The sequence below is a fragment of the Pseudomonas sp. PLMAX genome, assembly GCF_046042685.1.
GTDB classification, from domain to species: Bacteria; Pseudomonadota; Gammaproteobacteria; order Pseudomonadales; family Pseudomonadaceae; genus Aquipseudomonas; species Aquipseudomonas putida_AE.
The window spans coordinates 2992267-3013001 of sequence record NZ_CP064949.1 but is presented as its reverse complement, the minus strand read 5'-3'; the positions used below and the strand labels follow the sequence as shown (position 1 = coordinate 3013001).

Below are 20735 nucleotides of genomic sequence, written 5' to 3'. Positions count from 1 at the left end.
TCGCGCACAAAAGATCATCAAGGCCGGCGCACCACCCTCACCCGCCCGCTGTTGCCACCGCCACAGAAAAACCGCTCGCCTCCGTCGGACTCCAGCCCCGATACGCCGATGCCGGCCGGCAGACTGAGGCTTTCCAGCACTTCGCCGGTGTTCGAGTCGACACGGCGCAGTTCGCCCTCTTCGCCTTCCCAGGTGCCGTGCCACAGGGCGCCCTCGACCCAGGTCACACCCGTGACAAATCGGTTGGATTGCAGGGTGCGCAGGACTTTCCCGGTTTCGGGGTCGATCTGATGAATTTTCCGTTCGCGGTACTGGCCCACCCACAGCGAGCCTTCGGCCCAGGTCAGGCCCGAGTCGTTGCCACCGCCGGGGGCCGGAATGGTGGAGAGGATTTCGCCAGTGCTCGGGTCGACTTTCTGGATGCGGTCCTCGGCGATCTGGAACAGGTGCGTGCCATCGAATGCCGTGCCGGCATGGCCGGCGACATCGAGCGAGCGCAGCAGGTGGCCACTGTCGGGGTCCAGGGCGTGGAGCTTGTCGGTGGTTGCAAACCACACCTGCTCACCGTCCCAGGTAACGCCGTGCACGGCATCGACATCGGCAAAGGGGCCATATTCACGCAGGATTTCGGCGGCTGACTGTTTCATTTCGGTGTTCCTCCAAAGGGGTAGGTGGAATCATCCTAGCCACCGGGCAGCGGAACCGGGAGTAACAAGGTCGTCGCGAAACCGGGCACCGGCGGGGTCAGCCAGCGCCGGGCCCGTCCCTGTCCGAACGACTGCACCTTGCCCTCGGCTGCCAGCGATTCGAGCGAGCGCTGCACTGCGCGCTGGCTGCTGCCCAACGCCAGGGCCAGGGCCGAACTCGACCAGGATTCGCCGTCGCCGAGCAAGGCGAACACCGCGGCGTACTTGTCTTCCACCGGTGGGGCGAGCAGCACCACCTCGGGTGAAACCTGCGCCACCAGGATAAAACCACGACGGGTCGCATGGATACCGGCCAGGGGTTTGAGCGCGGCACGCAAGCGGCCGATTTCGACCCGCAAGCGGGCGCGATGGGATTCATCGCTGAGTTTCAGGCGAAACGCCTTGGCAATGAGGACTTCCCTGGGCACATCGGATGGCCAGGCTTCGGCCAGTGTTCGTGCGAGGGTGAAGAGGATCGGGCGCTTCGATAAAGCGACCGACATGCCCGACCCACGCACCACGTTTCGACAGGCATCCACCACCAGTGCGGTCGAGGCCAGCAACGCTTCCACTTCGTCGAGCAACACCGGTCGCCCCGTGCCGTGACTGATCAGGCGTGCAGCGGGACTGTCGAGCAGGTGCTGCGCGCTTTCGACTTCCGCCGACAGCGCGGGAATGCCCGCCTGTTGTGCGGCCAGTTCTGCCCTGGCCAAGGCAGCCCGCGCCGCCTGGGCCTGGAGATGGCGCATGGCGATCCCCGCCGCCACCAGTTCATGGGTGGCCCGCAAAGGGGGTGGCAAGGTGGCCGGGGCAAGCTGCGCAAGTTGCTCCTGGGCCTGATCCAGCTGGCCGATCAGCAACAGGCGGCGGATCTGCAGATAGCGCGCATGGGCCGCGTTCACCCGATCATCGTGAGCCTCCAGGGTGAGCCGCGCCGCCTCGAGGGCCTTGACCGGCCAGCCGAGGTCCCGTGATGCCAGTGCGATCTCAGCCTCGGCGACCACACAGCGCGCCCGCGCCAACGCCTCATGCGGCCCGAACGCCCGCGCCGCCCGGCGTACCAGCGCCTTGGCCCGCGCCAGATCGCCCAGTTGCGCCATGGCGATGCCGCGCAGCGCCAGCGCCGGCGCATCGTCGCGCAGCGCCACCCGGTCCAGCGCGCCCAGCGGATCCCCCGCCGCCAGCGCCTGCGCCGCGGCGGTGATCATCGAATCCATTGCAATCCTGCCACGCCTGTCACTCCTGTCGAGATAGCCCTCCTGATGAGTCTATATCACGACCACGACAGCGCCTCCGGCACGCATACGACGCCGTCAAACAGCAGGCGAGCCGTGCGCATCAAGCCACACCCGACCAACACTCCGTCCTGCAGTCGCAGCTCAACGCTGAATTCCCCCGTGGGATGCTCGACCTGCAGGCGCTTCACCTCGCCCTCGTCGACCCGGGCGATACCCGCCGCCACACTGCCCTCGATCAGGCAGGCAACCGCCACGCTGACCGCGCCGAACACGCCGATGCTGGTGTGGCAGCGATGGGGAATAAAGGTGCGGGTGCTCAGCGCCCCGCCGGCCTGTGGCGGCGCAACCAGGCACATCTTCGGCACGTTGCGCTGGGCCACCTCGCCCAGGTTCATCCGCGGGCCGACCTGCAAGCGGATCGATTCGAGCCGGGCCTTCAACGCGCTGTCGGCATCGAGTTGCCCGGGGCTTTCATCGCCGCGCAGGCCAAGGTCGGCGGCGCGGATCAGCACCACCGGCATGCCGTTGTCGACGCAGGTGACCTCAATGCCGTCGAACACATCGACCACCTGGCCGGTGGGCAATAACGATCCGCAGCTGGAACCGGCGACATTCTCGAATTCGACGATCAGCGGAGCGCCGCCACCAGGTACCCCGTCGATCCGCGCTTCACCGCTATAGTTGACGCTACCTTGGGGTGTGGGCACATGGGCCACCGCGATCTGTCCGGTGTTTTCCATGAAAATGCGCACCGCGGTTACATCGCCCCGGGCGGCCACGAGCCCGCGCTCGATGGCGAACGGCCCGACTCCGGCGAGGATGTTGCCGCAGTTCTGCCCGTAATCGACGCGCGGCTCATCGACCAGCACCTGGGCGAACAGGTAATCCACGTCGGCATCATCGCGCGCCGAGGGCTGGATGATCGCCACCTTGCTGGTCAGCGAGTCGCCGCCACCGATGCCGTCGATCTGCCGCGCAGCCGGCGAACCCATGGCCGCCAACAGCACGCGGTCGCGTAGCGCCGACTGCTCGGGCAAGTCACCCGCCAGGAAGTAAGCCCCCTTGGACGTCCCCCCGCGCATCAACAGGCAAGGAATGCGTATCTGGCCCATGCTCAGTCTCCGAGTTCGTCGAGGCTGTCGACGTAGCGCAGGCCCTTCTCCGCCAGGCGTGCGCGCATGTTGTAGATGTCCAGCCCCAGCTCGCCATTGGCCAGGCGCTGGGCCTTGTGCTCTTCCAGGTCGGCGCGGGCACGGCTGGCCTCGACCACTTGCGAGACTTCGGCGCGACGCACGATGACCACGCCATCGTCATCGGCCACCACCACATCCCCCGGGTTGACCAGCTGACCGCCACACACCAGCGGCAGGTTGACCGAGCCGAGGGTCTCCTTGATCGTGCCCTGGGCATTGATGGCGCGGGACCAGACCGCAAAGCCCATCTCGCGCAAGGTGTGGGTGTCGCGCACCCCGGCATCGATCACCAGGGCACGCACGCCGTGTGCCTTGAGCGAGGTCGCCAGCAGGTCGCCGAAGTAACCGTCGGTGCACGGCGAACTGGGGGCCACCACCAGGATATCCCCTGGCCGGCACTGCTCCACCGCCACATGGAACATCCAGTTATCGCCCGGCGCGACCAGCACCGTCACCGCCGAACCGCTGATCACGGTGCCACGCTGGATGGGCTTGATCGAAGACGCCAGCAGGCCTTTGCGCCCCTGCGCTTCATGAATGGTCGCGACGCCGTAGCGTTGCAGCTCATCGACCAGCGCGCGCTCGGCCCGGTCGATATTGCGCACGACAATGCCGGTTTTGCCGATCAACTCGCTCATGCCAGGTTCTCCGTCACGCGCGGGAAAATGCTTTGATAGCCTTCGCCATAGATGATGTCGCGGCTGGAGGTGATCCCGACGTTGCGCTTGGCTTGCACGCCGCGCTGCAGGGCGACGCGGGTGTAGTACTCCCACAGGTGTTCCTGGCCGGCCATGCACTGGATGGCGGCGTATTTCTTGTCCCAGACCTGGGTGATATCCAGCAACACGTCGGGGCGCCATTCGCATTGCTCGGGCTGGTGCGGTTCGAAGCTGTAGACCGGTGGCGCGCCGACGATTTTCTCGCCCGGTTTGTAGCCTTCGGCCTGAGCGATGATGCGCGCCTCCTGGGTCAGGTTCATGGCCAGCGAGTGATCGTAGTTGTAGGGGTCTTTGCTTGAGTGACTGAGGACGAATTCCGGTTGCACCCGGCGAAACACATCGGCGAGTCGGAACAGGGTGTCCTTGTCCGCGCGCATCGGGTAGTCGCCGATGTCGAAGAACTCGACGCTGGCGCCGAGGATATCGGCGGCGGCCTGGGCTTCTTCACGGCGCGCACTTTTGACTTTGTCTTCGCTCACCTCGCCCTTGCGCCACAACTTGGCGGACTCGCCGCGCTCGCCGAATGACAGGCAGACGATGTGCACGTTGTAGCCCTGTTGCGCGTGCAGGGCGATGGCGCCGCCGGCGCGCCAGACGAAATCGGCAGAGTGAGCGCTGACCACCAGCGCGTTTTTCGGTGCGTTTTTCGGTGAATCGATCATTGCGGATACTCCTTCTGCGTGTCGAAAGAGCATCGCATCGGCTGCTGCCAGCGGAATAATGCGTTGCGCTGTTACAGGTATGCGTTTTTTTTATTGCCACTGGTACAGGGCGGCGGCATAGTCCGCTTCACTCAGCTACTTCCGAGCATCATCCCCATGGAATCCACTGAACTGCCCAGCCTCATGCACGTACGCGCCTTCGTCCGGGTGGCCGATCACGGCAGCGTATCCAGGGCCTCTGTGGCGCTGTATCGGGCGCAATCGGTAGTGACCCGGGCGATTGCCGAGCTGGAAACCCGCCTCGCCGTGCCGCTGTTCGAACGCCACGCCAACGGTATGCGTTTGACCGATGATGGCGAACGCCTGCTACCCCGTGCACGACGCGTACTCGCCGAGCTGGAAAGCGTGCCGCGGCTGTTGGGTGGCGGAGAAAAACGCGCGGTCGAGCCGCTTTACCTGCTCCAGGCCCGACGCCTGCAGGTGTTCATCAAACTCTGTGAAACGCGCCATATGCAGACGGTCGCCAGCCTGCTCGGCCTGAGTCAGCCGGCGATCAGCTCGACCATCAAGGTCATGGAAAGTGGCTGCGGCCAGACGCTCTTCGAGCGTACGCCACGGGGCTTGCAGCCCACTCCCGCGAGCCACGAAATCCTCTTTCCGATCCGCCGGGCACTGAACGAGTTGCGCCACATCGAGACCGACATCACCGCCCTGCGCGGTACCCTGCAAGGGGTGGTGCAGGTCGGCGCCCTGCCCCTTGGCCGCACGCGCATCCTGCCCGAGGCCATCGTGCGCCTGGTGGCCGAGCACCCGGCTATCCAGGTGATCACCAATGAAAGCCCGTTTGATCTGCTGGCAACGGAGCTGCGCGCCGGCGATGTCGATTTCATTTTCGGTGCCTTGCGTTCAGAGGCCTATGCCAGCGACCTGACCGGCGAGGCGTTGCTCACCGAAGACATGGTGGTGCTGGCCCGGCGTGATCATCAGCTCTATGCGAAAACCGCCCTGCACCACGAGCTGGGCAGAGCTCGATGGGTGCTGCCCCGCGCCGGATCGCCGGCCCGGCAGATGCTCGACGAGTGTTTCGCCCGTTTCGGCATCGCGCCGCCCCGGCCGGTGGTGGAAAGCGCCGACATGGCGATCATCCGCGGCCTATTGCTGCGCTCGGACATGCTCGCGGCGGTATCCGCGCATCAACTGGAACAGGAAATCGCCTCCGGCGAGCTGTGCATTCTGCCAGTGGAATTGAAACAGACCACCCGGGCGATCGGCCTGACTTATCGCCATGGATGCCTGCACACGCCAGTGGCTCAAGCCCTGATGGAGATGATTCGCCGGGTGATTCGCGAACAGGCGGCGATTTCCGTGTGAACCATACACCGCTTTCGCGAGCAGGCTCCCACAGGGGATCTGCAGCGAACACAGATCTTGTGCATGACACCGATCAAATGTGGGAGTGAGCCTGCTCGCGATGACGGTCGACCCGTTGACAGAGATATCGCCTGACCCACCGCTTTCGCGAGCAAGCTCGCTCCTACAGGGGATCTCCAGCGCACCCGGCACTTGTGCTCGGCGCCAATCAAAATGTGGGAGCGGGCTTGCTCGCGAAGACGGCCGACCCGTTGACAGAAATGTCGCCTGACCCACCGCTTTCGCGAGCAAGCCCGCTCCCACAGGGGATCTCCAGCGCACCCGGCACTTGTGCTCGGCGCCAATCAAAATGTGGGAGCGGGCTTGCTCGCGAAGACGGCCGACCCGTTGACAGAGATATCGCCTGACCCACCGCTTTCGCGAGCAAGCTTGCTCCTACAAGGGATCTCCAGTGCACACAGATCTTGTGCATGACACCGATCAAAATGTGGGAGTGAGCCTGCTCGCGATGACGGCCGACCCGTTGATGGAGATGTCGCCTGACTCACAGCCATCGCGAGCAAGCTTGCTCCTACAAAGGATCTCCAGTGCACACAGATCTTGTGCATGACACCGATCAAAATGTGGGAGTGAGCCTGCTCGCGATGACGGCCGACCCGTTGATGGAGATGTCGCCTGACTCACAGCCATCGCGAGCAAGCTTGCTCCTACAAGGGATCTCCAGTGCACACAGATCTTGTGCATGACACCGATCAAAATGTGGGAGTGAGCTTGCTCGCGAAGACGGTCGACCCGTTGACAGAGATATCGCCTGACCTACCGCTTTCGCGAGCAAGCTCGCTCCTACAGGGGTCTCCAGCGCACCCGGCATTTGTGCTCGGCGCCAATCAAAATGTGGGAGCGGGCTTGCTCGCGAAGACGGCCGACCCGTTGACAGAGATGTCGCCTGACCCACCGCTTTCGCGAGCAAGCCCGCTCCCCAGGGGATCTCCAGCGCACCCGGCACTTGTGCTCGGCGCCAATCAAAATGTGGGAGATTCTATGTTTGGGGGGAAGCCCCCAAGACTGGATTTGGCTGATACTCGCTCTGGTTCTTCATCAGGGCGAACGCCACTCGTGCCAGCTTTCGAGCCAGGATGACCAGCACTTGAGTCGTCTTTAATCCTCGCTCCAGATAGCGTTCGTAAAATGGCTTCCAGGTCTTCGAGCGACTGGCAGCCATCGCGGCGTTATGCAGCAGACGCCGTATTTCTGAGTCACCTTTCTTGGTCAGCTTTCGACGTCCGTTCATCTGCCCCGAATCAGAGACTCTCAAATCCATTCAAGAAACGCGATATAGGCGTCACCACTGGCGAAGTCGCCACGTTGAAATGCCATCGTCAGTGCGGTGGCGGTAAGAAAACCGACCCCCTCTACGGCCTGGCAGCGTTTGACTTGATCCAACAGACCCGCCTCTTTGACGACTTCCAACAGCTTCTTCTGGATGAGTAAATCCAATCGACCCATGGCAGCTATCTGTTGTTTGAATGCCGCTTTCAGCAGCGGCTCGTCGTTCCAGCTTTGAGTCAGGCTGACACGCGCCTGGACCAATGTCGCTCGTCTTCGAAGCAGGCTTTGAAGCTTGGTATAGACCTTCGGCGGCGGGCTCCAAGGACGTAGCTCTTCCTCTTCGTTCTTCAAGTAACGCGCCAGTAAACGCGCGTCGCTGGCATCTGTTTTGGCGCGGCCACCCACTCCTTTGCGGTAGTTACTCAAACGGAAACCGTCGATGACATAGACGACATGTCCCATTGCATGAGCCAGCTCAACCGTATCCAGGTGATAGATATTGGTGGCTTCAATCGCGATGGCGCTGTTTGCAGGTAACGTTTTCAGCCACTTTGTAAGAGACGGTTTATCGTTTGACACGGGCAACAGCAGATCCGTGTCGGCCTGATAGACCACCACTTCGGCCTTGGCGACATCCACTCCGACTACAGAACGCGAGACACTCATTGCCACAAAGAAAGCTCCGGGTTAGGGTTTAAAGGCTTGTCGGGGCTTCACCATTGCGCTGGCTTGCTTCTATCGTCGGTCATGGCCGATGCATTCCTTATCGGCGCTTTGGTGAAGGGGTGGGGCGAAGTCTCCCACGGTCTGTACTGGCTAGAGTCAGATGCTGGCTTTTAGTCCCACCACCCCTACAAGTCTAAACATACAAGCGGGCTTGCTCGCGAAGACGGCCGACCCGTTGATAGAGATGTCGCCTGACTCACAGCCAACGGGAGCACGCTCGCTCCTACAGATCATCGCGGCGCTTGGCCCGCCACCGAGTACAGCACCTGCTGATTGCGGGTTTTCATGAACTCGTCCAGGCTCTGGCCGCGCATGGCGGCGTACACCTGCAGGTTGGGAATGCCGAGCACCGCGGCGAGTTTTTCCAGCACGAAGAAGATCGCCCCGTACTGGATCAACCCGCGCCAGTCACGGCGGCGCAGCAGCTCGCGTTCCTCTTCGCTCAAGCCGCCTTCCTCGAACAGCGCCTCGGGCGTGTCGAGAAAACGCTGGCGCCATTGCGGCTCGATCATGCGGTGCAGGAACTTGTTCAGCCGATAGCCCTTGGCGCTGCGCTCCAGGGTGAACGGATAGGTGCCCTCGAGCTTTTCGATGCCGGCCAACTGGTGCTGCATGTGCTGCAAGTGACGCGCGTTGACCTCGGCGGGCACAGGCCGGTCCTGGTTTTCCAGCAACAGGGTGGCGATGCCGGTCATCGACGGCAGGTAGTAGTCCTGATGCAGGTTCTTCACCGTGGCCGACAAGGCGCCGCGCATGATCAGCCAGGTGATCACCTCCGAGCCTTCAATGCCGCCCAGGGTGGCGTACTCGGCGTGGGTCATTTCGGTCAGGCGCACCGGGTCGTTGACCAGCAGATCGATGAACTGCTCGTCCCACTGCGGATTGTTGAAACCACAACGCTCGCCATGCACCTGGTGGGACACGCCACCGGTGGCGACAATCGCCACCTTCAAGTCTTCGGGATAGCTTTCGATCGCCCGGCGCAGCGCCTGCCCCAGCTTGTAGCAACGCAACGCGCTGGGGATCGGGAATTGCAATACGCCCACCTGCAGCGGCACGATTTCCACCGGCCATTCAGGTTCGCAGGGCAATAGCGCCGACATCGGCGAAAAGAAGCCATGATCCAGCGGTTTGTCGCGGAAGAAACTCATGTCGAATTCATCGGCCATCAGGCTCTGGCCAATGTGCCGCGACAGCGCCGCATGCCCGCCAACCGCCGGCAACGAACGTGGGTTGCCACCTTCGTCAGCAACCTCGTAACGCTCATCGACGCCCAGGGAGAACGCGCCGTAATGGTCGAAGAAAAACGACGTCACGTGGTCGTTGAAGATGTAGAACAACACGTCCGGCCGTTGCTCCTTCAACCATACCTTGATCGGTTCGAAGCCTTCGAAGATCGGCGCCCAGGCCGCTTCATGCTGTTTGTCGTGATCGACTGCGAAGCCGATGGTAGGTGTGTGGGAGACGGCGAGACCACCGATGATGCGTGCCATGACGAGTTCCTGTGTTCGAAGATAATTATTGCGCCAGAACAGCCTGGCTGACCCGACGCCGTGCATGACCATTGGCCAGGATCGCCAGCGCGGCGATGAAGGCCGGCACGCTCAACAGGGTGAACAGCAGCGGCAGGCCCAACCCGAGGCTGAGCACCGCACCACCAATGAGAGAGCCGAAGATAGCGCCGAAACGACCGATGCCCAGCATCCAGCTCACCCCCGTGGCGCGGAAATCCGTTGGGTAGTAACCGGGCGCAAAGGCGTTGAGACCGGTCTGCGCACCACTCATGCAGAAGCCTGCCGCGACGACGCCGAATGCCAAAAGGCTCGACTCCAGGCTGAAAGCCCCCAGCAGCAAGATGAACCCGCCGCCCAATGCATAGGAGGTCGCAATGACGGCGTTGGGATTACGTCGATCCATCGCCCAGCCGACTACAATCGCGCCGACCGTGCCGCCGATCTGGAACAGGCCGGTGATGGTCGCTGCGCGTTCGATGGACAGGCCACCTTCGCGCAACAGCGTCGGCATCCAGCCCATGGTCAGGTAGATCACCAGCAGCCCCATGAAGTAGGTCATCCACAGTGCCAGCGTGCCGAAGCGGTAACCCTCGCTGAACAACATGCGCACCGGCGCCTTATGCTGGACCTGGGGCTCGCTGATGGTGAATGTCGTGGCCGCCGAGAAACGCCCGCCCAACTTGTTCAACACCTTGGCGATCTGACTGGCCGGGGCATTCCGTGCCGCGAGGAACCGCGGCGACTCGGGCAACAGCAGCCAGAGGAACGGCAGCAGCACCAGCGGCAGGATGCCGCCAGCCAGCAGCACCGATTGCCAACCGTGGTGCGGGATCAACCAGGCCGCGAGAAAACCGCCCAGCCCCGAGCCCATGTTGAAACCGGTGAACATGAGGGTGATGAACAGCGAGCGATTACGCTCCGGCAGGTATTCGGAAAGCAGCGTGGTGGTATTGGGCATTGCGGCGCCCAGGGCCACGCCGGTCAACAGCCGCAGGGCTGCCAGCTCATAGGGATTGCGCGCAAAGGCACAGGCCAGGCTCAGCACGCTGAAACCCGTCACGGCAATCAACAGCACTTTCTTGCGTCCCAGGCGGTCGGCATAAGGGCCGGCGGTCAAGGCGCCAATGGCCAGGCCGACCATGCCGGCGCTCATCACCGGGCCAAAGGCCGCCTTGGAAAGCCCCCAGTCCTGGATCAGCGAAGGCGCGATGAAACCCATGACCGCGACATCAAAACCATCGAACAGCACAACGAAGAAACACAGGCTCATGATCAGCCACTGGTACCCGGCAACCGGTCGGTTGTCGATCCACGCTTTGATATCGACCGTGTCGTGACTCATGCTTATCACCTTCTTGTTTTTATAGAAATTCCGACTGGCGTGGTAACGGCGACAGGCCCATCAGCCATCCGCCAGCCAAACCCTGGGCGTGACTCTAAAGCCGCACGGGCCTGCCCCGCCTCCGGGAAATCCTTAAGCGGGTATCGGTTTTTCTTATCGGGTGATTTTCGAGGTGATGTCTACAATGAGCGTGAATCGACAAACAGGGTTACTTCATCCTCAAACTGCAAGGTTGTCAGGAGTAACGACATGAACACCTACCGGCCCATGAACTGCGATCTGCATGACTATCTGGAGATCGCCTGCCTGCGCGGTTATCGACTGGACATCGAGTTGCACGATGGCTCACGCCTGGTCGCCACGGCGTTGACCACGCGAACCTCCAGCGACAAGGAAGAGTTTCTGCGCCTTGAAACGGCTGATGGACAGCAGGAGGTTCGCCTGGACCACCTGCTGGCCATTACGCCACTGGATGCGAATGCACAGTTTGGCCGGGTGGTATTTTCCGATGCCTCCTGCACATTCTGAGGCCTGTGTCAGACCAGCGACATGCCGCCGTCCACGTGCAATTCGATGCCGTTGACGAATGCACTGTCGCTGGACGCCAGGTACAGCGCCGCTTGTGCCTGCTCATGGGCCTCGCCCAGGCGACCTGCCGGAATCATGTCCGCCATCATTTGCACAAACCCCGGGCGATGTTCTTCGGTGACGCCCAGTTTGCCAATGATCGCCGTATCCACCGGGCCTGGGCTCAACACGTTGACGCGGATGCGCCGCGCGCGCAGCTCCAGCGCCCAGTTGCGCGCGAATGCCGCGATGGCCGCTTTGGAACCGGCATACACCGCATGCCCGTCGAGCACTTTGCTCGCCGCCAGGGAGCTGGTCAGAATGATGCTGCCACCGTCGCGCAGCAACGGCGTGATCGCCTGCACCCCGAAGAACACGCCACGGGTGTTGATGTTGAACTGCGCGTCGTATTCTTGCGGCGTGACCTGCTGCGATGGCGTCAGGGTGATGACCCCGGCATTGGCCACGTAGACATCCAGCGCACCGAAGCGCGCCCGCACCTGTTCGGCCACCTCGCCATGGTGTTCGAGGCTGGCGACATCGCCCTTGATGCCGATGGCGCCATGGCCGATCTGGTGGATCGCCTCATTGAGTATCTCCTGGCGGCGCGCCGTGATGATCACCTGCGCCCCCTCTTTGGCGAACAGACACGCGGCGGCCAGACCAATGCCGCTGTTGCCGCCGGTGATCACCGCGACCTTACCTTGTAGACGTTGCATCTGCTGACTCCACTTGTTGAAGGAGCGCAGTATTATGTCGCGCGCATCCCCGCCAACCAGTCCAGCACCAGGCACATCTGTTGTGCTGCGGAGTCACTAGATGTCCAACCTGTTGAACCAGTCGGCCAGCCTGATCGCCTTCGTCCGCGCGGTAGAAGCCGGCTCGTTCAGCGCCGCCGCGCGCAATGCCGGCACCACGCCCTCGGCCATCTCCAAAAGCATTGCCCGGCTGGAAACGGAGCTCAACGCCAAGCTGTTTCGCCGCTCCACGCGCATGCTCGGCCTGACCCCCGAGGGCCAGGCATTTTTCGAGCGGGTCGCGCCGCTGTTGCGCGCCATCGACGACAGCGCCGATGCGCTGCGTCACACCGGCGGCGCCCGCGGTCACCTGCGGGTGAGCATGCCCAGCGACCTGGGACGCCTGTTGCTGCCGAGGATCCACTCGGTGTTTCTCTGCGACCACCCGGATGTGGAGCTGGACCTGACCTTGCTCGATCACCATGTGGACGTGATTCGCGAAGCCTACGACGTGATTTTTCGCGTCGGCAGCCTCCTCGACAGCGACTTGAAAAGCCGTACCCTGGCCCAACTCGACATGGCCCTGGTCGCCTCCCCGGCGTTCCTCGGCGAATGGGGCACCCCGACCTCCATCGAGGCACTGCGCGCCCTGCCCTTCGTGCGCTATCAATTCAATGGCCGAACCCTGCCGATCGTCTTTGCCGACGGTGAAACCCTGGTCCCCCGCGGTCGCATCGGCCTGGACTCGGGGTTCGGCCTGCGCGGCGCCGCGCTCGGCGGCATGGGCGTGGCCTACCTGATGAAATGCACGGTGCAACAAGACCTGGATTCAGGCGCCTTGGTACAAGTGCTGGCCGACCACCCCCTGCCATCGCTGGCGATTCATTCGCTGCACGCCTTTGGTACGCTGACCCCGATCCGGATCAGACTGTTCGCCGATTTTGTGCAGCAGGAACTGCAGCGGTTGGGCGGCCAGTAAAACCGGGGCCCTGTGCTAGTCTCCTTCGTCTAACCTGCGCTGATGCGTTTGCATGAACCGCTTCCCCTGGTGATGGAGTTCGACATGAAAAACACCGCTTCCTGGCTGACGATTACCCTCGTAAGTCTTGTGCTTTGCGCCTGCGCCGCCGTCGATGCTGGAAGTGGTGGCGCCGGCGAGATGGAAATCCGCTCGGGGAAAATCGAGCAGATCACCATGACGCAGATGCAGACCAACCACGACAGCGGCGTCGGCGCCATTCTTGGCGGACTGGCGGGCGTGGGTATCGGCAGCCTGATCGGTTCGGGCACCGGGCGCGATGTGGCCATGGTCGCCGGCGCCCTCGCCGGTGCGGCGGGCGGCAACTACGCCGAGAAGAAAAAGTACGATCAACCGCAGCAAGCCCAGCAGATTATCGTGCGCACCAAAAGCGGCGTGCTGGTGTCGGTGACCCAGCCGATCAATGCCGCTCTGAGCAAAGGCCAGAGTGTCTATATCGAAGGCACCGGCAATGAAGCCCGGGTAGTGCCGCAGGGCTGATCATCACCCCGCCGTCGAGCACCGATAGTTAAAAGCCCCGGGCCTCAACAGCCCGGGGCTTTTTATTGAACGCGAATTGAATCAGACCGTTCGTCGTCCAGAGATGAAAATACCCCTTGACGCCAATCAGCTTCTGGAGGACTATCAAATGCATCGGATGCGATCTAAACGTATGCGACACTAATCGAACCTGACCGCCCCATTGAGGATTCACCCCATGAGCAAGATCGAAAAAGTCCTGGCCACCGGCAAGACCCACACCACCCTGAGCAACGCCGGCAACACCTTGCGCGGTCATAACGGCAACCTCGACATCGAACTGTCGACCCCAGGCGCTGCCCAGCCCGCCCATGTTTTCGCCGCCACCCAGCCGCACCCGAAAGCCGAGCAACTGTTCGCCGGGGCCTGGTCGGCCTGCTACACCGCCGCCGTCGGCCTGGTGGCCGCCGAGCGCAACATTGCGCTGCCGGCGGACCTGTCCGTCGACATCGAAGTGGACCTGGGCCAGACGGGTCCGGCCTATTTCCTTCAGGCCCGACTGACCCTGCGCGTGCCGGGGCTGGCACAGGACGTCGCGACGGAACTGGCGCACATCGCCGATTCCATCTGCCCCTACTCCAAGGCAACACGCGGCAATATCGACGTTGCCCTGAGCGTTATTACGGTCTAATTTTATATCGTATGCGATCAAAGCGTATGCGCACAACATATTGGTAAACCTGAGGAAATCATCATGAGCAAGATCGAAAAAGTCCTGGCCAGCGGCAAGAGCCACACCACCCTGAGCAGCGCCGGCACCACCTCGCGCGGCCATAACGGCAACCTCGACATCGAACTGTCGTCCCCCGGCAGCGCCACACCGGCGCATGTGCTGACCGGTGTGCAACCGCACCCGAAAGCCGAGCAGCTGTTCGCCGGGGCGTGGTCGGCCTGCTACATCGCAGCGGTGGGCCTGGCCGCCCAACAGGCGAAGGTGACCCTGCCGGCCGATACGGCTGTGGACATCGAAGTCGACCTGGGCCAGACCGGCGCCGCCTACTTCCTCCAGGCCCGCCTGACCCTGCGGGTGCCGGGCCTGTCACAGGAAGTCGCGACCGAGCTGGCCCACAATGCCGATGCGATCTGCCCCTACTCCAAGGCCACCCGTGGCAACATTGACGTCGCCATCAACGTCCAGACCGCGTAACCCATGGCACGGCCGGTTCCCGGGGGGACCGGCCAGGCGGCCGCAGGGTTAGTGCTCTTCCGATACCATCGCATACGATGTACAGTCTCAGTCTGCAGCCTGCCCAAAGAGAACCCCCCATGAAAAGCACCGACAAGACGTCCGCCCTGGATCTCAAGCTCTCCGACTTCCTGTGTTTTGCGGTCTATTCCACCAACCTCGCGTTCGGCAAGGCCTACAAGCCGATGCTCGAACGGCTCGGCCTGACCTACACGCAATACATCACCCTGGTGGTGCTGTGGGAACAGGACAACCAGACCGTCGGCAGCCTCGGGGAAAAGCTGTTCCTGGAATCCAACACCCTTACCCCGATCCTGAAAAAGCTCGAAGCGATGGGTTACCTGCTGCGCCAGCGCGACCCGGAAGACGAACGCCAGGTGCGCATCAGCCTGACCGACGCCGGTCGCCAACTACGCACCGAACTGACCGAAGACGGCTTTCCACAAACGGGCCTCGATCCCGACGATTTCGCACAGATGCAGCAGGCGATCGTGGCATTGCGCAACAATCTGATCCGCACGACCAATGCCGATAAATAATCTCTGAAGCTGTAAAACCGGTCCCCCCACAGCGGTTGCCCGGAAAGTCCCGATTGCGGTGGCTCGTCGCTCAAAGGTAGTATTGAGAACGATTCACACTAACATCTGGAAAATCCACCGGTGCAACCTCCTTCGACCAGCAAGCTGAGCTACTTTTTCAGCGATCATCACCGTTGGCTGCTGCAGCATATCCAGCGACGGCTGCGCAATCATGCGGACGCCGAGGACACTGCCGCCGATACGTTTTGCCAGATGCTGATGGCCCGGGTCGATCCCGACAGCATCGAACAACCCCGCGCCTACCTCTCGACCATCGCCCGACGGCTCATTTTCGATCGGCATCGCCGGCGCAAGCTGGAGTTGGCGTATCTCGAACGCCTGTCCACCCTGCCCGAGATGCTCGCGCCATCCCCCGAAGAACAGCTGCAGCTGATCGAAGCGCTGGTCGCCATCGACCGGGCGCTGGATGGCCTGCCGACGGTGGTCAAGGCCACCTTCCTCTACAGCCAGCTGGACGGCATGAGCTATGTGGCAATCGCCCAAAAGCTGGGCCTGTCGGAGCGCACGGTCAGCCGCTACATGAAGCAGGCATTGCGCCAGTGCTACCTGAGCGAGATGGCGACATGAAAACAGAGCGCCTGGACCCTGTCAGCGAGCAGGCCATCGACTGGATGGTGCGCCTGCGCGCCGGTACCCCCACGCCCGCCTTGCAGGCACGTTTCGATGCCTGGCTGGCCAAGGACCCGGCGCACGCCCAGGCCTGGGCCAGATTGCAGGAGCGCCTGGACGGTTCCTTCAACACGCTGCGCGCCCTCGATCGACGCTTGCCGGGGCACACCGAGCATGCCCGCCAGGTGCTCTTGCAACCGCAGGCATCGCGGCGTGATGCGCTGCGGGTAATCGCAGGTTTAGGCCTGCTCGGTGGCGGTTTGTGGCTGGGTGCGCGCAGCCCGCTGGGCGACAGCCTGTTCGCCGACCTGTCCACTGGACGGGGGCAGCGCGAGGATTTCAACCTGACCGACGGCAGCCGCCTGAGCCTCAACGCCGACAGCGCGGTGGACCTGCAATTCGACGGCCAGCAAAGGCTGGTCATCCTGCGCCACGGCGAATTGGTGATTCAGGTCGCGCCCGATCCGCACCGTCCGTTGCGCGTGCGCACCGCCCAGGGTGAGGTGCGCGCGTTGGGTACGCGTTTCCTCGTCGCCCAGGAGCAGGACGCCAGTCGTGTGGTGGTGCTGGAGCACTCCGTCCAAGCCACGCTCTTCAATGGCACCCGACGTGACCTGCAGGAGGGAGAATCCGCCCTGCTCTACGCGCGGCACATCGAACCGGTTTCTGGCGATCAGCGACATCGCGCCGACTGGCTCGGCGGGCGCCTGAATGTGCTGGACGAGCCCCTGGAAAACGTCGTGGATGCGCTGCGCCCCTACAGTCGCGGTTTTGTTCGCCTGGCCCCTGAAGTGCGTGACTTGCGGGTCCAGGGCGTGTTCCCGCTCAACGACCCTGCGCGCACCTTCGCGGCGCTGGCGGAAACCCTGCCGATCCGGGTCGATCACTACAGTCCGTGGCTGACGTTGATTCGCGCAAAACCGGCCAAGGAATAATTTTTTTTGCAAATCACTCTTATTCGTGTCCGGTTTTCATTTCTCGTCCCACCTATCTCCTGACACTCACACCTTCAGGAGAATGCTGTGTTCAACCCGTGGTCCCACTCGCTTTCCGTCGCCGTTGCCCTGGCCACCCTGGCAGGCCCTGGCCTGTCACAGGTGCAGGCGCAGACGCAGGCGCAAACCCTGCCCTTCGATCTGCCCTCCGGCCCGCTCGCCAGTACCCTCAATGCCATTGCCAGCCAGAGCGGACAGATCATCTCGCTGGAGCCGGCGCTCGTGCAGGGCAAGCAAGCACCGGCGGTGAAGGGCCAGATGTCAGCTGAAGAAGCCATGCAGCGGGCGTTGACAGGCAGCGGCCTGCAACTGCGGGTGACCGCCCAGGGCAACTTCAGCGTCGAGCCAGCCACCACCGACAGCGCTACGCTGCAATTGGGCGCGACCAATATCATCGAAAACAGCAACGACGCCACCACCGAAGGCTCGGGCTCCTACGCCGCCCGGGCGGTGACCATCGGCAAGGGCACCCACACCCTCAAGGAAATCCCGCAGTCGGTCACCGTCATGACCCGCAAGCAAATGGACGATCAGAACCTGGTCGACCTCAAGGACGCGGTAAACCAGACGACCGGCCTGGTCGGCCTTCAGGGCGTAGGCAAAGGCATGATCGTGACTTCACGCGGTTTCCAGATCGATGACTGGCAATACGACGGTGTACCGATCCCGCGCAACACCTACGCCTTGGGTAACTGGGCCACCCAGGACCTGATCTTCTTCGATCGCATGGAAGTGCTGCGCGGCGCCTCCGGCCTGCTGCAGGGCACCGGCAGCCCCGGCGGCGCGATCAACCTGGTGCGCAAGCGCGGCCAGTACGCCCCGACCGTGACGGTCACCGGCAAGGCCGGTTCCTGGGATCACTACGGCCTGCAACTGGATGCCGGCGGCCCCCTGAACCAGACCGGCACGGTGCGCGGCCGCTTCGTGGCCGACGAGGACCAGAGCGATTCGTTCATCGACTACGAATGGAGCAAGACCCACTCGCTGTACGGTGCACTGGACATCGACCTGCGCGAGGACACCACCCTGGGCATGGCGGTCAGCTATTCCGATGGCGAGTCGCGACCGATGATCCGCGGCCTGCCGCGATATGCCAACGGCGACCCTATCGATGTATCGCGTTCCACGTACACTGGCGCGCGCTGGAACCATTCGGACATCGACGTCACCACCGTCTACACCGATCTTGAACACCGTTTCAACGATGACTGGGCCTTCAAGGTCGGCGCCGTGCGCATGACGGAAAACAACAAGTCGAAAAACCAGCGGCTGCAAAGCAGCGGCGATGGCCTCAACGCCGATGGCAGCGGCGTGCAGTACGCCGACTTCGTGACCGATTTCGACGCCACCAAGCTCGGCCTGGACATGAACCTCATCGGCCACTTCGACGCCTTGTCCATGCAGCACGAAGTCATGATCGGCGGTAACTACTCCAAGTACACGTCCGACGACAAGTTCGCCCGAACCTTCAATAACAGCACCGACACCATCTTCGGCATCGACCACGACCGCCCGGAAATCAGCTACGACGGGATACTCAATACCCCCGGCGGCCGGGCAACGCCGAGCAAATACGACATTCGGCAAAAAGGCCTGTACGGCAGCTGGCGGGTCAAGCCGATCGAACCATTGACCCTGGTGCTCGGCTCGCGGGTCAGCTGGTACGACTACAGCTACAAGTCATGGAGCCAGCTCGCATTCAGCGACGTGGTCAACGCCGACCCGGAAAGCACCGCCAACGAAACCGGGGAAGTCACGCCCTACGCCGGCATCATCTATGACCTGAACCGCGAATGGGCGGTGTACGCCAGCTACACCGACGTGTTCGAACCCCAGGCACTGCGCGACGCCAGCGGCAAGATGCTCAAGCCGGTGATCGGCAGCAACTACGAAGTCGGCCTCAAGGGCGAGCTGATGGACGGCCGGGTCAACACCTCCCTGGCGCTGTTCCGTTACGACCAGGAGAACCGAGCGCTTAACGACCTGGCCTCGGGCTTCGCCTGCGACGGCTGGTACTGCTCGATTGCCGCGGGCAAAGTGCGCAGCCAGGGGCTCGACGCGGAAATCAGCGGCGAAGTGCTCACCGGCCTGCAACTGTTTGCCGGTTATACCTACAACACCACCAAGTTCCTCGACGACCCGGAAAACGAAGGCAAGGTCTTCAGCACCTGGACGCCCAAGCACATGCTGCGGGTGTGGAGCGATTACCAGTTCAGCGGCGACTGGAATCGTGTCAGCACGGGCCTGGGCTTCACCACCCAAAGCCATACCCTTGGCTATGAACACACCTATGACGTGCCGGGTTACACCGTCTGGAGCGCACGCGCCGGCTACCAGCTGACGCCGGAGATCGGCCTGGCGGTGAACGCCAACAATCTGTTCGACAAGCACTACTACACGGCGGCGTACAACCAGCTCAGTGGCAACAACAATTTCGGCGAACCGCGTAACCTGATGTTCAGCGTGAAGTACACGCCGGCGTTCTGACACTGAACACCAGGTTCAACACAGCCCCTGTGGGAGCGGGCTTGCTCGCGAAGGCGGAGTGTCAGCCAACGATGATATCGACTGATCCACCGCTTTCGCGAGTAAGCCCGCTCCCACAGGGGGATCCGATGGGTTCGAGGGTTATTTATCCGACTTGATGGAGGTCCAGACCCGGGTCCGCACCCGTTCCAGCTTCTGCGGCAACGGCTGCACCACGTACAGGGTTTTCAGGGCCTCGGGTGTCGGCGTGAGATTCGGGTTGCCGGTGATTTCCTTGTTGATCAGAGGCAACGAGTCCGTGTTGGCATTCGGGTAACCGAGGAAGTCGCTGATCGGTGCGATGACTGTCGGGTCGAGCAAGGTGTTGAGGAATTCGTGGGCTTCCTCGACATTCTTCGCGCTTTTCGGAATGGCAAAGGTGTCGAACCAGATCGGCGCGCCCTCCTTCGGCAAACGCCAATCGACCACCACCCCATTGCCCGCTTCCTTGGCGCGATTGCCGAACTGGTAGAAGCTGCCGGAGTAGCCGATGGCCACGCAGATATCACCGTTGGCGATATCGGTCATGTATTTGGCCGAGTTGAAGTAGGTGACATAAGGGCGAATCTTCAGCATCAGCGCCTTGGCTTTTTCGTAGTCATCGGGGTTCTGGCTGTTCGGGTCCAGCCCCAGGTAATGCAGGGCCAACGGCAGTATCTCGGAAGGCGAGTCGAGCATGGCGACACCACAGGCCTTGAGCTTCTCCATGTTCTCGGGCTTGAACACCAGGTCCCAGCTGTCCACCGGCGCATTCTCGCCCAGCGCGGCCTTGACCTTGGCCGGGTTGAAGCCGATCAATACGGTGCCGTACATGTATGGCACGCCGTACTGGTTGCCGGGGTCGTTCTTGTCCAGCAACTTGAGCAGGGCCCCCATTTGTCACGATGCATTGACACGTTGTCACAATGACTTGACATGGGAATGCCTTAGCGAATTAATCATTGCGAAAAATGGAAAAAACCACCCGAACCAATCGGCCCGGGTGGTTTTCTCGCATAAACGATTTGGACGTAAACGTTGATCGGAAGCGTATCTGCTGGATAGCCGATCTTCTCGGTCACTGGGCCAAGACTTTAAGGCTTGGTAGTAGTAAACAACACATCAGAAAACGGGTAGCAGCTGCTGGCGATAACTTTCGAAAACCTTAGTTGATAAGTCGATGCAGAGGCCAGATCGCC

The 20735-nt window shown here is 62.3% G+C and carries 18 protein-coding genes and 2 pseudogenes; 10 read left to right on the top strand and 10 right to left on the bottom strand.

The annotated features are described in order from the left end of the window. Positions 1-17: 17 nt before the first annotated feature. From DKB71_RS14000 to galB, 5 genes are read right to left on the bottom strand one after another with little or no spacing between them, the layout of a single operon-like run. On the bottom strand, positions 18-647 hold the full coding sequence (locus tag DKB71_RS14000; protein ID WP_408600768.1) for a glutamine cyclotransferase: 630 nt from the start codon (positions 645-647) through the stop codon (positions 18-20). 35 nt (positions 648-682) lie between these two features. Beyond that, positions 683-1903, bottom strand: coding sequence for a helix-turn-helix domain-containing protein (locus DKB71_RS13995; RefSeq protein ID WP_408600767.1), 1221 nt, complete (start codon positions 1901-1903; stop codon positions 683-685). 56 nt (positions 1904-1959) lie between these two features. Then, complete coding sequence (locus tag DKB71_RS13990; protein WP_408600766.1) at positions 1960-3036, bottom strand: 4-oxalomesaconate tautomerase; 1077 nt, start codon at positions 3034-3036, stop codon at positions 1960-1962. Between the two features lie 2 nt (positions 3037-3038). Then, positions 3039-3755 carry a 4-carboxy-4-hydroxy-2-oxoadipate aldolase/oxaloacetate decarboxylase gene (locus DKB71_RS13985; protein ID WP_408600765.1) on the bottom strand — a complete coding sequence of 239 codons (717 nt, stop codon included), beginning with the start codon at positions 3753-3755 and terminating at the stop codon, positions 3039-3041. Further along, positions 3752-4498, bottom strand: coding sequence for a 4-oxalmesaconate hydratase (galB, locus tag DKB71_RS13980; RefSeq protein WP_408600764.1), 747 nt, complete (start codon positions 4496-4498; stop codon positions 3752-3754). Before galB ends, DKB71_RS13985 begins: the two co-directional genes overlap by 4 nt. Positions 4499-4654: 156 nt before the next feature. Between galB and DKB71_RS13975 the strand changes: the two genes are divergently transcribed. Next, positions 4655-5869: a LysR family transcriptional regulator gene (locus tag DKB71_RS13975; protein WP_408600763.1), complete on the top strand. Its 1215-nt coding sequence runs from the start codon at positions 4655-4657 to the stop codon at positions 5867-5869. A 1039-nt stretch (positions 5870-6908) separates the two neighbouring features. Here DKB71_RS13975 and DKB71_RS13970 read toward each other — a convergent pair. The 3 genes and pseudogenes from DKB71_RS13970 to DKB71_RS13960 all read right to left on the bottom strand — a co-directional run bounded on the left by DKB71_RS13970 (position 6909) and on the right by DKB71_RS13960 (position 10780). Then, positions 6909-7870: pseudogene (locus DKB71_RS13970) on the bottom strand (IS110 family transposase). 284 nt (positions 7871-8154) lie between these two features. Then, positions 8155-9417, bottom strand: coding sequence for a gallate dioxygenase (locus DKB71_RS13965; RefSeq protein WP_408600762.1), 1263 nt, complete (start codon positions 9415-9417; stop codon positions 8155-8157). A 25-nt stretch (positions 9418-9442) separates the two neighbouring features. Continuing rightward, positions 9443-10780 (bottom strand): MFS transporter, encoded by a 1338-nt coding sequence (locus DKB71_RS13960; RefSeq protein WP_408600761.1) that lies wholly within the window; start codon positions 10778-10780, stop codon positions 9443-9445. A gap of 249 nt (positions 10781-11029) precedes the next feature. On the opposite strand from DKB71_RS13960, the gene DKB71_RS13955 reads away from it, so the two are divergent. Beyond that, complete coding sequence (locus tag DKB71_RS13955; RefSeq protein ID WP_274078064.1) at positions 11030-11308, top strand: Rho-binding antiterminator; 279 nt, start codon at positions 11030-11032, stop codon at positions 11306-11308. An 8-nt stretch (positions 11309-11316) separates the two neighbouring features. Here the strand turns inward: DKB71_RS13955 and DKB71_RS13950 are convergent, their stop codons facing one another. Next, positions 11317-12066, bottom strand: coding sequence for an SDR family NAD(P)-dependent oxidoreductase (locus DKB71_RS13950; RefSeq protein WP_408600760.1), 750 nt, complete (start codon positions 12064-12066; stop codon positions 11317-11319). A gap of 100 nt (positions 12067-12166) precedes the next feature. Here DKB71_RS13950 and DKB71_RS13945 point away from each other — a divergent pair, with 100 nt between their 5' ends. The 8 genes from DKB71_RS13945 to DKB71_RS13910 all read left to right on the top strand — a co-directional run bounded on the left by DKB71_RS13945 (position 12167) and on the right by DKB71_RS13910 (position 19518). Further along, positions 12167-13063 carry a LysR family transcriptional regulator gene (locus DKB71_RS13945; protein WP_408600759.1) on the top strand — a complete coding sequence of 299 codons (897 nt, stop codon included), beginning with the start codon at positions 12167-12169 and terminating at the stop codon, positions 13061-13063. Positions 13064-13147: 84 nt separating this feature from the next. Next, positions 13148-13603 (top strand): glycine zipper 2TM domain-containing protein, encoded by a 456-nt coding sequence (locus DKB71_RS13940; RefSeq protein WP_323608898.1) that lies wholly within the window; start codon positions 13148-13150, stop codon positions 13601-13603. A gap of 217 nt (positions 13604-13820) precedes the next feature. Continuing rightward, positions 13821-14273 carry an Ohr family peroxiredoxin gene (locus DKB71_RS13935; RefSeq protein ID WP_408600758.1) on the top strand — a complete coding sequence of 151 codons (453 nt, stop codon included), beginning with the start codon at positions 13821-13823 and terminating at the stop codon, positions 14271-14273. 63 nt (positions 14274-14336) lie between these two features. Next, entirely contained in the window at positions 14337-14789 is a 453-nt protein-coding gene (locus DKB71_RS13930; RefSeq protein WP_408600757.1) for an Ohr family peroxiredoxin, read from the top strand. Between the two features lie 119 nt (positions 14790-14908). Then, complete coding sequence (locus DKB71_RS13925) at positions 14909-15367, top strand: MarR family transcriptional regulator (RefSeq protein ID WP_323628456.1); 459 nt, start codon at positions 14909-14911, stop codon at positions 15365-15367. A gap of 120 nt (positions 15368-15487) precedes the next feature. After that, on the top strand, positions 15488-15994 hold the full coding sequence (locus tag DKB71_RS13920) for a sigma-70 family RNA polymerase sigma factor (protein WP_274078057.1): 507 nt from the start codon (positions 15488-15490) through the stop codon (positions 15992-15994). Then, on the top strand, positions 15991-16971 hold the full coding sequence (locus tag DKB71_RS13915; RefSeq protein ID WP_408600756.1) for a FecR domain-containing protein: 981 nt from the start codon (positions 15991-15993) through the stop codon (positions 16969-16971). The genes DKB71_RS13920 and DKB71_RS13915 overlap by 4 nt, the downstream gene beginning before the upstream one ends. An 87-nt stretch (positions 16972-17058) precedes the next feature. Then, positions 17059-19518 (top strand): TonB-dependent siderophore receptor, encoded by a 2460-nt coding sequence (locus DKB71_RS13910; RefSeq protein WP_408600755.1) that lies wholly within the window; start codon positions 17059-17061, stop codon positions 19516-19518. Positions 19519-19659: 141 nt separating this feature from the next. Here the strand turns inward: DKB71_RS13910 and DKB71_RS13905 are convergent. Further along, a pseudogene (locus tag DKB71_RS13905) lies at positions 19660-20427 on the bottom strand (extracellular solute-binding protein); the annotation flags it as partial. Between the last annotated feature and the right edge of the window lie 308 nt (positions 20428-20735).